General features: G+C 64.2%; 14 protein-coding genes. 13 read left to right on the top strand and 1 reads right to left on the bottom strand.

Annotated features, from left to right (window positions below):
* Window positions 1-3: 3 nt before the first annotated feature.
* The 3 genes from G8767_RS11660 to aroQ are packed head-to-tail and all read left to right on the top strand — an operon-like array spanning window position 4 to window position 2,073.
* Window positions 4-513, top strand: a complete 510-nt coding sequence (locus tag G8767_RS11660; RefSeq protein ID WP_095970215.1) for a shikimate kinase — start codon at window positions 4-6, stop codon at window positions 511-513.
* A 25-nt stretch (window positions 514-538) separates the two neighbouring features.
* Window positions 539-1,648, top strand: a complete 1,110-nt coding sequence (gene aroB / locus G8767_RS11655) for a 3-dehydroquinate synthase (RefSeq protein WP_095970214.1) — start codon at window positions 539-541, stop codon at window positions 1,646-1,648.
* Window positions 1,645-2,073, top strand: a complete 429-nt coding sequence (gene aroQ / locus G8767_RS11650; RefSeq protein ID WP_095970213.1) for a type II 3-dehydroquinate dehydratase — start codon at window positions 1,645-1,647, stop codon at window positions 2,071-2,073. The genes aroB and aroQ overlap by 4 nt, the downstream gene beginning before the upstream one ends.
* A gap of 87 nt (window positions 2,074-2,160) precedes the next feature.
* On the opposite strand, the gene G8767_RS11645 is transcribed toward aroQ, so the two are convergent.
* The gene (locus tag G8767_RS11645) at window positions 2,161-2,769 is read right to left on the bottom strand and encodes a B-4DMT family transporter (protein ID WP_124568642.1); all 609 of its coding nucleotides are present in this window, start codon (window positions 2,767-2,769) and stop codon (window positions 2,161-2,163) included.
* 111 nt (window positions 2,770-2,880) lie between these two features.
* Here G8767_RS11645 and G8767_RS11640 point away from each other — a divergent pair, with 111 nt between their 5' ends.
* The 10 genes from G8767_RS11640 (at window position 2,881) to pyrF (ending at window position 14,113) form a co-directional block, all read left to right on the top strand.
* Window positions 2,881-3,975: a Xaa-Pro peptidase family protein gene (locus tag G8767_RS11640; RefSeq protein WP_166810219.1), complete on the top strand. Its 1,095-nt coding sequence runs from the start codon at window positions 2,881-2,883 to the stop codon at window positions 3,973-3,975.
* Window positions 3,976-4,009: 34 nt separating this feature from the next.
* Complete coding sequence (gene efp, locus G8767_RS11635) at window positions 4,010-4,573, top strand: elongation factor P (RefSeq protein WP_003944958.1); 564 nt, start codon at window positions 4,010-4,012, stop codon at window positions 4,571-4,573.
* Window positions 4,574-5,071, top strand: a complete 498-nt coding sequence (gene nusB / locus G8767_RS11630) for a transcription antitermination factor NusB (protein WP_007728014.1) — start codon at window positions 4,574-4,576, stop codon at window positions 5,069-5,071.
* 206 nt (window positions 5,072-5,277) lie between these two features.
* Window positions 5,278-5,919, top strand: a complete 642-nt coding sequence (gene pyrR, locus G8767_RS11625; protein ID WP_095970210.1) for a bifunctional pyr operon transcriptional regulator/uracil phosphoribosyltransferase PyrR — start codon at window positions 5,278-5,280, stop codon at window positions 5,917-5,919.
* Window positions 5,916-6,860, top strand: a complete 945-nt coding sequence (locus tag G8767_RS11620) for an aspartate carbamoyltransferase catalytic subunit (protein ID WP_003944883.1) — start codon at window positions 5,916-5,918, stop codon at window positions 6,858-6,860. The genes pyrR and G8767_RS11620 overlap by 4 nt, the downstream gene beginning before the upstream one ends.
* A gap of 26 nt (window positions 6,861-6,886) precedes the next feature.
* Window positions 6,887-8,194: a dihydroorotase gene (locus G8767_RS11615; protein WP_003944990.1), complete on the top strand. Its 1,308-nt coding sequence runs from the start codon at window positions 6,887-6,889 to the stop codon at window positions 8,192-8,194.
* A gap of 6 nt (window positions 8,195-8,200) precedes the next feature.
* Window positions 8,201-8,767 (top strand): transporter, encoded by a 567-nt coding sequence (locus G8767_RS11610; protein WP_095970208.1) that lies wholly within the window; start codon window positions 8,201-8,203, stop codon window positions 8,765-8,767.
* The gene (gene carA, locus G8767_RS11605) at window positions 8,764-9,939 is read left to right on the top strand and encodes a glutamine-hydrolyzing carbamoyl-phosphate synthase small subunit (RefSeq protein WP_064075331.1); all 1,176 of its coding nucleotides are present in this window, start codon (window positions 8,764-8,766) and stop codon (window positions 9,937-9,939) included. The genes G8767_RS11610 and carA overlap by 4 nt, the downstream gene beginning before the upstream one ends.
* A complete protein-coding gene (carB, locus tag G8767_RS11600) occupies window positions 9,939-13,295 on the top strand; it encodes a carbamoyl-phosphate synthase large subunit (RefSeq protein ID WP_095970207.1) in 3,357 nt (1,118 codons plus the stop codon). Before carA ends, carB begins: the two co-directional genes overlap by 1 nt.
* Window positions 13,292-14,113 carry an orotidine-5'-phosphate decarboxylase gene (gene pyrF, locus G8767_RS11595; protein ID WP_095970206.1) on the top strand — a complete coding sequence of 274 codons (822 nt, stop codon included), beginning with the start codon at window positions 13,292-13,294 and terminating at the stop codon, window positions 14,111-14,113. The genes carB and pyrF overlap by 4 nt, the downstream gene beginning before the upstream one ends.
* Window position 14,114: the final 1 nt, after the last annotated feature.

Here is a 14,114-nt window from a genome sequence, read left to right as displayed (position 1 = left end):
TCGATGAAGCCGAAGGCTGTACTCATCGGTCCGCCCGGAGCCGGCAAATCGACCATCGGTCGACGTCTCGCACAGGCACTCGAACTCGAATTGGTCGATACCGACGCCGAGATCGAACGGACCACGGGTAGGACGATCCCGGAGATCTTCACCCATGACGGCGAGCCTCGGTTTCGTGAGATCGAGGAATCGGTGGTTCGCGAAGCGTTGGAGGCCACCGACGGCATCGTCTCCCTCGGCGGTGGCGCGATCCTCTCCGATCGCACCCGCGAACTGCTCCAGGGTCACACGGTCATCTACCTCGAGATCAGTGTCGCCGAAGGGCTTCGCCGCACCGGGGCGAACAATCATCGTCCGCTGCTGGCCGGCGGAGATCCCAAGGTCAAGTACCAGGAGTTGATGAGGCGTCGTCGTCCGCTGTACCGGCGTTCGGCCACGATTCGGATTCGGACCGACGGCCGAAGTCCGGCGCGTGTCGTCGGACAACTGGTGTCGAAACTTCAAGACAAATGAACAACCGGAGCGGAGTAGTGGAGCAGTGACCGAACCCGTACGTGTAGAGGTGAAGACCGCAAGTCCTTACCCGGTCGTGATCGGCCGCGGCCTGCTCGGTGATCTCGTTGCCGAGTTCGACGGCGCGCGCACTGTCGCGATCTTCCATCAGCCGCCGCTGGCAGAGACCGCGGAGGCCGTACGGGCTGCGTTGGCGGAGAAGGGAATCGACGCTCACCGTATCGAGATTCCCGATGCCGAGGACGGCAAGGATCTTGCCGTCGCCGGCTTCTGCTGGGATGTGCTCGGCCGGATCGGCCTGACTCGCAGCGACGCGATCATGAGCTTGGGCGGGGGAGCGGCGACCGACCTCACCGGCTTCGTCGCTGCTACGTGGATGCGCGGTGTCAAGGTAGTTCACGTCCCCACCACCTTGCTCGCGATGGTCGACGCAGCAGTGGGCGGCAAAACCGGTATCAACACCGAAGCGGGCAAGAACCTCGTCGGTTCGTTCCACGAACCCGGCGCGGTGTTCATCGATCTCGCGACACTCGAGACGGTGCCGCACAACGAGATCGTCGCCGGCATGGCCGAGGTCATCAAGACCGGATTCATCGCCGACCCGGTAATCCTGGATCTCATCGAAGCCGATCCCAAGGCAGCTCTCGATCCGTCGGGAACTGTTCTGCCCGAGTTGATTCGACGCTCCGTCGAGGTCAAGGCCAAGGTCGTGGCCGCGGATCTGCGCGAGTCGGATCTGCGTGAAATCCTCAACTACGGCCACACCCTCGGCCACGCGATCGAACGTCGTGAACGCTACAAGTGGCGCCACGGTGCTGCCGTCTCCGTCGGACTGGTCTTCGCTGCCGAACTCGGACGGCTCGCGGGCCGACTCGACGATGCCACCGCGGATCGTCACAAGTCGATTCTCGATCTCGTCGGGCTGCCGACGTCCTACGACGGTGACGCCTTCGGTGACCTGCTCAAGGGAATGCAGACCGACAAGAAGAACCGTGCCGGCCTGCTGCGTTTCGTGGTCCTCGACGGTCTGGCCAAGCCGGGCCGCCTCGAAGGGCCGGATCCGAGCTTGTTGGTTGCGGCATACTCCGCGATTGCCCGCGATGCGAGGCCGGCCGGCGGAACGGTCCTGCTGTGAAGATCAACGTCGTCAACGGACCCAATCTGGGACGTCTGGGTAAGCGTCAGCCCGAGGTCTACGGCGCGACCACACACGACGACCTGATCGAATTGTGTGTCGCGGCAGGCAAGGAGCTCGGCGTCGAGGTCGTCGTTCGTCAGAGCGATCACGAAGGTGATCTGCTCGGCTGGATCCACGACGCGGCGGACGCGGGGGAACCCGTGATCCTCAATGCCGGTGGCTTGACGCACACGTCGGTGGTCCTGCGAGATGCATGCGCCGAACTGACCGCAGGTCTCGTCGAAGTGCACATCTCGAACGTTCATGCGCGAGAAGAGTTTCGGCACCATTCTTACCTGAGCCCGATTGCGACCGGCGTGATCGTCGGACTCGGCGTCGCCGCGTACCCGCTGGCGATCAGATTCCTCGCCGAGCGGGGCTGAACGAGGGAAGTCGAAAACCCAGCCACACGAATGCGGCCCCGAGGAAAATATCCTCGGGGCCGCATTCGGTTGTGTAGACGGTGGGCGTTACTGCTCGCGCTTGCCCAGATCGATCGCCGGGAAGACCGCGGTATCGGCGTCGGATTCCTCGACGGACATGGCGGCTCCGCTGTACGCGTGCTGCTCGGTGGGGGAGTCGTAGCCCTCGCTGACGGGCACGGGTTCGCGGTGACGCTCGTGGGTCGGGGTCTGCGGAGCTGTTCCGTTCTTGCGCTGTTCGCGGCTGACGAAGAAGCGTCCGACGGTGATGGCGATCATGGCGGGGACGAAGATGAGAAGAATCGTGAACGCCGCACCCGACGTCACCTCGAAGAACAAGCCCTGCTGGGTCAGCTCGAGGGAAGGGACGAGGCTGAGTGCCCAGCTGGCAGCACCGGCGACGAACCCTCCGACCAACGCGGCCTTGAGCCACAGCATGGTCAGATCGGCGCCGTCCTCGGGTTCGGGGAAGTTCCGGCGGTCACGAATGCCGTCGATACCACCCCAGATCGCGGCGAAGACGATGACGATCAACAGGGACAGCCAGCGCAGGGTGGACCCCTGAAGTGGCCACTGTGCGATCGCTGCACCGAGCAACGCACGAAACACAACATGTATCAGGGCCATGCCGAGGCCACGTACCAACCACGCATTCATGGGTACAGCCTAACTAGAACCCATTACACCTTGTGGCCTAACCCACACTTATTGCTGTAACCGTGAGTTTCGAGTTGATCGGCCGGTCTGCGCGGGCGGTAGGTTCGAGGGATGCCGGTCGACTTCAGAACACGCCGTGAATCCCTCAGACGCCTCCTCTCGGAGCGCGAACTCGACGCGATTCTCGTCACAGATCTCCTCAACATCAGATACCTCACCGGTTTCACCGGTTCGAATGCGGCGCTCGTCGTCAGTGCATCCGATTCAGCGTCCGACGAACGCGAGACGGTGATCTGCACCGACGGCCGTTACGTGACGCAGGTCGCGGAGCAGGTACCTGACCTTCGTGCCGAAATCGCCCGTTCGAGTGCTGCGCACTTGATCGAGAAGTCCACGGCGCCCGTTCTCGCATTCGAGTCACACGTGGCGACGTTCGCCGAACATCGGGCGTGGACCGAGGCGGCGCCGAAGATCCGGTTCGAACCGGTGAGCGGACTTGTCGAACAGTTGCGCATGGTCAAGGACGAGCACGAGGTGGAGTTGTTGCGCGCCGCGTGCACCGCAGCCGATGTCGCGTTGGCACAGTTGATCACTCGCGGTGGTCTGCGACCTGGCCGAACGGAACGAGAGGTCGGCCGCGAGCTGGAAAATCTGATGCTCGACAACGGTGCGGACGGTATTTCGTTCGAGACGATCGTCGCGGCCGGCGCCAACTCGGCAATTCCGCATCACCGACCGACCGACGCAATCCTGGCGTCGGGTGACTTCGTGAAACTCGACTTCGGGGCTCAGGTCGGTGGGTACCACTCGGACATGACCCGTACCTACGTGCTCGAGTCCGTTTCCGATTGGCAACGGGAGATCTACGAGCTTGTCGCGCGTTCTCAAGCTGCCGGTTGCGACGCGCTCGCGCCGGGTGTCGAATGTGCGGAAGTCGACGCCGTCGCCCGTGCGGTGATCGACGATGCAGGGTACGGCGAATTGTTCCTGCACGGCCTCGGCCACGGTGTCGGCCTCGAAATCCACGAAGCACCGGGGATCGGCAAGCTCGGCACCGGTACACTTCTTTCCGGCGCGGCGGTGACCGTCGAGCCGGGCGTGTACTTCTCCGGGCGCGGAGGTGTACGGATCGAGGACACGCTCGTAGTTCGTGAGCAGGGGCCAGAGCTGCTCACACTGACCGCAAAAGACCTTACCGTCGTCTGAGACGGTTTCCCGACCCCTAGGAGACGCGAAGCAAGTGGCTTCCACCAGTGATTTCAAGAATGGTCTGGTTCTGCAGATCGAAGGCCAGCTGTGGACGATCATCGAGTTCCAGCATGTCAAGCCCGGCAAGGGCCCTGCCTTCGTGCGCACCAAGCTCAAGAACGTGCTCTCGGGCAAGGTAGTGGACAAGACGTTCAACGCCGGTGTGAAGGTCGAGACCGCCACGGTCGACCGTCGTGACATGACGTACCTCTACCACGACGGCAGCGACTACATCTTCATGGACGGCGACACCTACGACCAGGTGTCGATCAGCGAATCCACCGTCGGCGACCAGTCGCGTTTCCTGCTCGAGAACATGGCCGTCCAGGTCGCGACCCACGAAGACGTTCCCCTCTTCGTCGAGCTTCCGGTCACGGTCGAGCTCGTCGTCAAGCACACCGATCCGGGCCTGCAGGGCGACCGCTCCACCGGCGGCACCAAGCCTGCCACCCTCGAGACCGGTGCCGAGATCAACGTCCCGCTCTTCATCAACACCGGTGACAAGCTCAAGGTCGATTCCCGTGACGGCAACTACCTCGGGCGTGTGAATTCCTGAGTGTCCGGCACACATAAGAAACTCGGTGCACGCCACAAGGCGCGCAAGCGTGCCGTCGACTTCCTCTTCGAAGCCGAGGCACGTGACCTCGATCCGGTCGCACTCGCGTCGGAGCGTTCCGACCTGTCCGTCAAGGACGACGCGGTAGCGCCTGTCGCGGCCTACACCGTCACGTTGGTGTCCGGAGTCGCGGAGAATCTGGACCGGATCGATCAGGTCATCTCCTCGCATCTGCAGGACTGGACGCTCGAGCGTCTGCCCGCCGTCGACCGTGCGATTCTGCGTATCGCCGTGTGGGAGCTCTTCCACGCGACGGACGTTCCTCCGGTTGTCGCCGTGGACGAGGCCGTCGAACTCGCCAAGCAGCTCTCGACGGACGACTCTCCGGGATTCGTCAACGGAATCCTCGGCCAGGTCGTTCTCGTTGCGCCGCAGGTTCGATCGGCAGCAGCGGCGACCTCGCAGCGCGCGCAGGAATCGGATTCCGGTACCGAGTAGCAAGTCTTGTTCCACCACCCGCCGTGCGAGTCGCACAGATGTCACTGCGCGAGTCGCACAGATGTCACTGCGCGAGTTGTGTGTCTGCACACAACCGGTCAGAGTCACTGCTCGCACGGCGGGATCAGGTCTGTCGGCTGATAGGGTGGGGACCGTCAGACATCCTTTAACGATCCGTCCAGTGAGGCGGAGAAGGAGGTCGCAGCATGAGCGTGCCCGAAGGGTCTCGCCCATCCGATCTTGCAGGTCCAGATAACGCGAAGGCGCCGGTCGGTGCCGAGGCAGGTAGCGAGACCCGCGAATTGTTGTCCGCCCAGGATGTGGGCCGGACCATCGCGCGGATCGCTCACGAGATCATCGAGAAAACCGCACTCGACGGACCCGAGGGAACAGCCCCTCGTGTGGTTCTGATCGGTATCCCTACGCGTGGAACCACTCTCGCCACGCGACTGCGCGCCAAGATCGAAGAATTCTCCGGTGTGCGTCTTCCTATCGGATCTCTCGACATCACGCTCTACCGGGATGATCTCCGCAACAAGCCTCATCGCCCGCTCGAGCGCACGTCCGTCCCCGAAGGTGGCGTCGACAATGCGCTGGTCGTTCTCGTGGACGACGTCCTCTTCTCCGGTCGCACTGTGCGCTCGGCACTGGACGCGTTGCGCGATCTGGGGCGCCCTCGTGCGGTCCAACTCGCAGTGCTCGTGGATCGTGGTCACCGCGAACTCCCGCTGCGTGCCGACTACGTCGGCAAGAACGTCCCGACCGCGAGGTCCGAGGACGTCAAGGTTCTCCTCCAGGAGCACGACGGCAGGGAAGCGGTAGTCATCTCCGGAGGTAAGAGCGCGTGAAGCACCTTCTTTCCATCGCGGACCTCGATCGTGAGTCCGCGGTAGAACTTCTCGACGAGGCGGAACGCTTCGAGCAGGCGCTTCTGGGACGCGAGGTACGCAAGCTCCCGACGCTGCGTGGACGCACGGTCATGACGGTGTTCTTCGAAAACTCGACGCGCACCCGGGTGTCCTTCGAGGTGGCCGGCAAGTGGATGAGTGCCGACGTCATCAACGTCAGCGCATCGAGTTCCTCGGTGTCCAAGGGCGAATCCCTGCGCGATACCGCGATGACCCTGCGCGCGGCGGGTGCCGACGCCCTCATCGTGCGGCATCCGGCTTCGGGTGCCGCCCACCAGATCGCCAAGTGGACCGGAGCGGCCGACGACGGTGGCCCGGCAGTCATCAACGCAGGTGACGGTACGCACGAGCATCCCACCCAGGCGCTTCTCGACGCCTTGACCCTTCGGCAGCGTCTCGGTGACATCGAGGGCAAGCGGATCGCGATCGTCGGCGATATTCTGCACAGCCGCGTGGCCCGCTCCAACGCACTGCTGCTCTCGATGCTCGGCGCCGAGGTTGTTCTTGTTGCCCCGCCGACACTGCTGCCGGTCGGGGCGCACACGTGGCCGGTCACGGTCTCGCATTCACTCGACGCCGAACTGCCCGGCCTCGACGCGGTGCTGATGCTGCGGGTTCAGGCCGAACGCATGAACGGCGGCTTCTTCCCGTCGCAGCGCGAGTACTCGATCAACTACGGCCTGTCCGAGAAGCGACTGGCGATGCTGGCCGATCATGCGGTGGTACTGCACCCCGGCCCGATGCTGCGCGGCATGGAGATTGCATCCGCCGTCGCCGATTCCTCGAAAACTGCTGTACTGCAACAGGTTACCAACGGCGTGCACATGCGCATGGCTGTCTTGTTCCGACTTCTGGTCGGGTCGGAGGACGGCGCACTGTGACGAGAAACGAGAACGGAGAATCACCCGTGAGTGTCCTGCTCCGCGGAGTCCTGATCTACGGAGAAGGTGAGCCCACCGACGTACTCGTCGGCGACGGCACGATCCTCGAGATCGGCGTGGACCTCGATCCGGCCACGGCATCCGAGGTGATCGATGCCGGCGGGCAGATCCTGCTTCCCGGCTTCGTGGATCTGCACACGCATCTGCGTGAGCCGGGCCGCGAAGACACCGAGACCATCGAAACCGGTAGCTCGGCAGCCGCGCTGGGTGGATACACCGCGGTCTTCGCGATGGCCAACACGAGCCCCGTCGCCGATTCGGTGGTCATCACCGATCACGTCTGGCGACGCGGTCAGGAAGTCGGCCTCGTCGACGTCCACCCCGTTGGCGCAGTCACCGCAGGCCTGGAAGGCAAGCAGCTCGCCGAGATGGCGACCATGGCCGCTGGCGTCGGCAAGGTCAAGATGTTCTCCGACGACGGCCACTGCGTCTACGACCCACTGATCATGCGTCGTGCGCTCGAATACTCCAGCTCACTGGGCGTTCTGATCGCACAGCACGCCGAAGAGCCCCGCCTGACCGTCGGTGCGGTCGCCCACGAGGGCCCCACGGCCGCGCGTCTCGGCCTGGCCGGATGGCCGCGAGCAGCCGAAGAATCGATCGTCGCCCGTGACGCACTCCTCGCGCGTGACGCCGGAGCTCGCGTTCACATCTGCCACGCATCCACCGCCGGAACCGTTGAACTCGTGAAGTGGGCTCGCAGCCAAGGGATTTCGATCACCGCCGAGGTCACCCCGCATCACCTGCTCCTCGACGATTCACGGCTCGAGACGTACGACGCGATCAACAAGGTCAATCCTCCCTTGCGTGAGGCCAGCGATGTTGCTGCCCTGCGCAAGGGTCTGGCCGAGGGCATCATCGACTGCGTCGCGACCGACCATGCTCCGCACGCCGAGCAGGACAAGTGCTGCGAATTCGCGGCCGCTCGTCCCGGAATGCTCGGCCTCGAGACGGCGCTGTCGATCATCGTGCAGACGATGGTCCAGCCTGGTCTGTTGGACTGGCGCGGCGTTGCCCGGGTCATGAGCGAGCGCCCCGCGGCAATCGTGGGCCTCGACGATCAGGGCCGCCCCATCGAGGTGGGGGAGCCGGCGAACCTGACATTGGTCGATCCGTCGGCCGAGTGGACGGTCCACGGTCCGGACTTGGCGAGTGTCGCGCATAACACTCCGTACGAGTCGATGACATTGCCCGCTCGGGTCACGACCACACTGTTACGTGGCCGCATCACCGCACACGACGGGAATGTGCGGCTGCGGAGTAGCGAGGAGTAGCGCGTCATGGACAGAGCACTGTGGATCATCGGTCTGGCGATCTTCTGGGTCGCGATGATCGGCCTGATGTACGTCGGCTGGCGTGGACGCGCTCGACGCCAGAAAGACAGGATCGGCGAGCTGCCGACGGTACCGGCAACCCTGGGTGAGCTGCTCGTGCTGCCGACCACCGGCCTCTACGTCGGCAGCACCATCGCACCCAGTTGGCAGGACCGTATCGCCGTGGGCGACCTCGGTTTCCGCGCCACCTGCGAGATCAGCCGCTACAGCGGCGGAATTCTGGTCGAGCGTGACGGTGCGTCGGCCATATGGATTCCGGAGAAGTCGATCCGCGCGATCCGCACGGAGAACGGTCTCGCCGGCAAGGTCATGAGCAAGGACGGCGTCCTGGTCATCCGCTGGGAATTGCCGAGCGGAACCGAGATCGACACGGGCGTGCGCGGTGACGACAAGACGGTTTATCCGGACTGGGTCAAGCCGGTAACTGCTTCGAACAAGACTGCTTCGAACAAGACGAATGACAACGAAGACGCAAGCTCTGGCGACATCGAGCAGAACGGAAAGAACGCATGAGCGGCTTTGGTAACAGCCCGGCAGTACTGGTCCTCGAAGACGGACGGGTGTTCCGCGGAACCACCTTCGGTGCGGTTGGACAGACCCTGGGCGAAGCGGTGTTCAGCACCGGAATGACCGGCTACCAGGAAACGCTCACCGATCCCAGCTACCACCGCCAGATCGTGGTCTCCACCGCGCCGCAGATCGGCAACACCGGCTGGAACGACGAAGACGACGAGTCGGTCGGACCGACCGGCGAGCGTGCCGGCGCCAAGATCTGGGTTGCCGGATACGTCGTTCGTGATCCCTCGCGCGTCACCTCGAGCTGGCGTGCAACCGGTTCGCTGCAGGCCAAGCTCGAAGAGCAGGGCATCGTCGGAATCGCCGGGATCGACACTCGTGCCCTGGTTCGCCACCTGCGCACTCGCGGTTCGATGAAGGCCGGCATTTTCTCCGGTGAAGCCATCGCCGCCGATGACGAGTTGGTTCGCCGGGTCCAGGATCAGCCGACCATGCTCGGCGCCGATCTTGCCGGTGAGGTCAGCACCACCAGCGGCTACGTCGTCGAGCCGAAGGGTGGCGAGGCGCTGTACACGGTTGCCGCCATCGACCTCGGTATCAAGACCAACACCCCGCGCATGTTCGCCGAGCGCGGCATCCGCGTCCACGTGTTGCCGTCCAACGCGAGTCTCGAACAGATCCTCGACCTGAAGGCCGACGGAGTGTTCCTCTCCAACGGCCCTGGTGATCCGGCCACCGCCGACGGTGCCGTTCACCTCACGAAAGAGGTCATCGGACAGGGCTTGCCGCTGTTCGGTATCTGCTTCGGTAACCAGATCCTGGGCCGCGCCCTCGGCCTGAGCACGTACAAGATGAAGTTCGGCCACCGCGGCATCAACATCCCGGTGATCGAGCATCAGACCGGTCGTATCGCGATCACCGCGCAGAACCACGGCTTCGCACTCGAAGGCGAAGCCGGTCAGGAATTCGACACTCCGTTCGGTCGCGCGGTGGTCAGCCACACCTGCGCAAACGACGGCGCCGTCGAAGGTGTTCGCCTGCTCGACGATTCGGCCTTCTCGGTGCAGTACCACCCGGAGGCAGCAGCCGGCCCGCACGACGCTGCGTACCTCTTCGACCGCTTCACCAGCCTGCTCTCCGCACGGAAAGAAACCGGAGTCAAGAACTAATGCCACGCCGTACAGATCTCAAGCACATCCTGGTAATCGGCTCCGGTCCGATCGTCATCGGTCAGGCCTGCGAGTTCGACTACTCGGGCACCCAGGCTTGCCGCGTCCTCCAGGAGGAGGGCTTGCGCGTCAGCCTCGTCAACTCCAACCCCGCCACCATCATGACGGACCCCGAGTTCGCCGACGCCACGTACGTCGAGCCGATCACGGCCGAGTTCCTCGAGAAGGTCATCGCCAAGGAAGCGTTGCAGGGCAACAAGATCGACGCCGTCCTCGCGACGCTCGGCGGTCAGACTGCACTCAACGCCGCAGTGGCTCTTCACGAGCAAGGCATCCTCGAGAAGTACGACGTCGAACTCATCGGCGCCGACTTCGACGCCATCCAGCGCGGCGAAGATCGCCAGAAGTTCAAGGACATCGTCGCCAAGGTCGGTGGCGAATCCGCGAAGTCCGCAGTGTGCTACACGATGGACGAAGTACACGCAACGGTCGCCGAACTCGGTTACCCGGTTGTCGTGCGCCCGTCCTTCACCATGGGCGGCCTCGGTTCCGGCATGGCGTACGACGTCGACGATCTCAACCGGATCGCCGGTGGCGGTCTCGCCGCGTCGCCGACGGCGAACGTCCTGATCGAGGAATCCATCCTCGGCTGGAAGGAATACGAACTCGAGCTCATGCGTGACAGTCGCGACAACGTCGTGATCGTCTGCTCCATCGAGAACGTCGACCCGGTCGGTGTCCATACCGGAGACAGCGTGACGGTCGCTCCGGCGATGACACTGACAGACCGCGAGTACCAGGCGATGCGCGACCTTTCCATCGACATCCTGCGTGAGGTGGGCGTCGACACCGGCGGCTGCAACATCCAGTTCGCGATGGACCCGAAGGACGGCCGTCTGGTTGTCATCGAGATGAACCCGCGCGTGTCCCGCTCGTCGGCTCTGGCGTCGAAGGCGACCGGTTACCCGATCGCGAAGATGGCCGCCAAGCTTGCCATCGGCTACACGCTCGACGAGATCGTCAACGACATCACCAAGGAAACCCCGGCCTGCTTCGAGCCGACGCTCGACTACGTCGTCGTCAAGGCTCCGCGGTTCGCTTTCGAGAAGTTCCCCGGTGCCGACGGAACCCTGACCACCACGATGAAGTCGGTGGGCGAGGCCATGAGCATCGGCCGCAACTTCACCGAGGCCTTCGGCAAGGTCATGCGTTCACTCGAAACCAAGCGCGCGGGTTACTGGACCGGCGCCGACATCGAGACGGAGAGCCTGGACGCACTGCTCGCCGATCTGAGCGTTCCGCAGGACGGCCGCATGTACGGCATCGAGAAGGCATTCGCCCTCGGCGCAACTGTCGAGCAGCTCTTCGACGCCACCAAGATCGATCCGTGGTTCCTCGACCAGTTCCAGCAGATTCACGAGCTCGGTGAAAAGCTGCGCGCTGCAGAGTCTTTCGACGAGGCTGCCCTGCGTCAGGCCAAGTACCACGGCATCTCGGACCGCCAGATCGCGGCTCTGCGCCCCGAACTCGGTGGTGACACGCACGCAGGTGAGGACGCCGTTCGCGCTCTGCGTGATCAGCTGGGCGTGCGCCCCGTCTACAAGACCGTCGACACCTGTGCCGCAGAGTTCGAGGCCAAGACGCCGTACCACTACTCGACCTACGAGCTTGATCCTGAGGCCGAGTCCGAGGTGGCTCCGCAGACCGAGCGTCCCAAGGTTCTGATTCTCGGATCCGGCCCCAACCGCATCGGTCAGGGCATCGAGTTCGACTACTCGTGTGTCCACGCGGCGCAGACGCTGTCCGAAGCCGGGTACGAGACCGTCATGGTCAACTGCAACCCCGAGACAGTCTCTACGGACTACGACACTGCTGATCGCCTGTACTTCGAGCCGCTGACGTTCGAGGACGTCTTCGAGGTCTACCGCGCGGAGGCTCAGTCGGGCACCGTTGCCGGCGTCATCGTCCAACTCGGCGGCCAGACCCCGCTCGGATTGGCGAAGCGCCTCGAAGCTGCCGGAGTCCCCATCGTGGGAACCAGCCCCGCAGCCATCGACTTGGCGGAGGACCGCGGCGAATTCGGTCGTGTGCTCACCGAAGCCGGACTGCCTGCACCGAAGTTCGGTACCGCCACCACGTTCGACGGCGCCCGCGAGATCGCAGCCGGTATCGGCTACCCGGTGCTGGTGCGTCCGTCGTACGTGCTCGGTGGTCGCGGCATGGAGATCGTCTACGACGAGGCTTCCCTCGCCGACTACATCTCGCGTGCCACGGAGATCTCCGACGATCGTCCGGTCCTGGTCGACCGCTTCCTCGAAGACGCGGTCGAGATCGACGTCGACGCTCTGTGCGACGGCACCGAGGTGTACCTCGGTGGCGTCATGGAGCACATCGAGGAAGCCGGCATTCACTCCGGCGACTCGGCGTGTGCGCTTCCGCCCATCACTCTGGGTCGTGCGGATCTCGAGAACGTCCGCCGCTCCACCGAGGCTCTTGCAAAGGGCATCGGTGTCAAGGGCCTGCTCAACGTCCAGTACGCCCTCAAGGACGACATCCTCTACGTGCTGGAAGCGAACCCCCGCGCCAGCCGTACGGTTCCGTTCGTGTCCAAGGCGACGGCCGTCCAGCTGGCCAAGGCATGCGCCCGCGTCATGCTCGGCGAATCCATCGCCGAGCTGCGCGCAAGCGGCATCCTGCCGGCGACCGGTGACGGTGGAAACACTCCGGCCGGTGCACCGATCGCGGTCAAGGAAGCTGTGTTGCCGTTCAACCGCTTCCGCCGCGCCGACGGTACCGGCGTGGATACCTTGCTCAGCCCTGAGATGAAGTCCACCGGTGAGGTCATGGGAATCGACTTCGACTTCGGTACGGCTTTTGCCAAGTCGCAGACGGCTGCCTACGGTTCCTTGCCCACCACGGGCGCGGTGTTCGTCTCGGTCGCCAACAAGGACAAGCGTTCGCTGATCTTCCCGGTCAAGCGCCTGGCAGATCTCGGATTCACCATTCTTGCCACCGAAGGGACCGCAGATGTGTTGCGGCGCAACGGTATCGAGTGCAAGCAGGTGTACAAGCAGTCGGGTGAGGATGTTCCGGCCGGTGCCGAGACCATCGTCGACCAGATCCGCAGCGGCGAGGTCGCCATGGTCATCAACACGCCGTACGGCAACAACGGCCCGCGCGTCGACGGCTACGAGATCCGAAGCGCAGCAGTAGCGTCGAACATCCCGTGCATCACGACGGTGCAGGGTGCCTCGGCTGCCGTACAAGGCATCGAAGCGGCCATCCGCGGCGACATCGGGGTTCACTCCCTGCAGGAACTGCACGCAGGTCTTCGCCGGCCGGCACAGCAGTCGTGAGTCACAGCTGGGGGCATCGTCTCCGGTCCGCGATCGCGGACCGGGGGCGGCTGTGCGTCGGCATCGACCCGCATCCCGCACTTCTCGACGCGTGGGGACTGCCGCGTACTGCTGAGGGTCTCGAGACTTTCGCCGAGATCTGCGTCGAGGCGTTCACCGGTGAGGTCGGACTCGTCAAACCTCAGGTCGCGTTCTTCGAGGCATACGGCAGCGCAGGCTTCGCCGTGTTGGAGCGGACCATCTCGGTCCTCCGCGACGCGGGAACGCTTGTCGTCGCGGACGCCAAGCGTGGTGACATCGGATCGACGATGGACGCGTACGCGCAAGCCTGGTTGGGTGATTCACCGTTGGCCTCCGACTCGGTCACTGTTTCGCCGTACCTGGGGTTCGGGGCGCTGGCTCCGACACTCGAACTGGCGAGGGAGAACGCACGCGGGATCTTCGTGCTGGCCCGAACGTCCAATCCCGAGGGTGGCGAACTTCAACAGTCGTCGGCCGACGGTGTGAGCGTGGCTCAGTCGATCGTGAACGCGGCGGTCGACGCGAACGCCGACGGCCGCGACACCGTCGGACTGGTGGTTGGTGCAACTCGGGACCACGGTCTGGACCTGTCGCAGTTCAACGGGCCGATTCTCGCTCCGGGGCTCGGCGCGCAGGGCGCAACGGCAGCGGATCTCGCAGACATCTTTGCCGGTTCGACCGAACTCCTGCTGCCGAACACCTCACGCGGGGTGCTCAGGCACGGTCCTTCGGTATCGGCACTTCGGGAGGCAGCAATGCGTGACCGAGACGAGATCGAAGCCGCATTGGCGAATTGAT

This window comes from Rhodococcus sp. IC4_135 (assembly GCF_011602025.1).
Classification (GTDB): Bacteria; Actinomycetota; Actinomycetes; order Mycobacteriales; family Mycobacteriaceae; genus Rhodococcus_F; species Rhodococcus_F baikonurensis.
The sequence above is the reverse complement of the archived record's forward strand: the minus strand, read 5'-3'. Positions and strand labels throughout refer to the sequence as shown.

What these genes read in the sequence shown, in the direction of transcription:
- G8767_RS11660 (WP_095970215.1), top strand. Translation starts at nt 4, where the DNA reads ATGAAGCCGAAGGCTGTACTCATCGGTCCGCCCGGAGCCGGCAAATCG.
- G8767_RS11645 (WP_124568642.1), bottom strand. Translation starts at nt 2,769, where the DNA reads ATGAATGCGTGGTTGGTACGTGGCCTCGGCATGGCCCTGATACATGTT.
- G8767_RS11640 (WP_166810219.1), top strand. Translation starts at nt 2,881, where the DNA reads ATGCCGGTCGACTTCAGAACACGCCGTGAATCCCTCAGACGCCTCCTC.
- pyrR (WP_095970210.1), top strand. Translation starts at nt 5,278, where the DNA reads ATGAGCGTGCCCGAAGGGTCTCGCCCATCCGATCTTGCAGGTCCAGAT.
- G8767_RS11610 (WP_095970208.1), top strand. Translation starts at nt 8,201, where the DNA reads ATGGACAGAGCACTGTGGATCATCGGTCTGGCGATCTTCTGGGTCGCG.
- carA (WP_064075331.1), top strand. Translation starts at nt 8,764, where the DNA reads ATGAGCGGCTTTGGTAACAGCCCGGCAGTACTGGTCCTCGAAGACGGA.
- carB (WP_095970207.1), top strand. Translation starts at nt 9,939, where the DNA reads ATGCCACGCCGTACAGATCTCAAGCACATCCTGGTAATCGGCTCCGGT.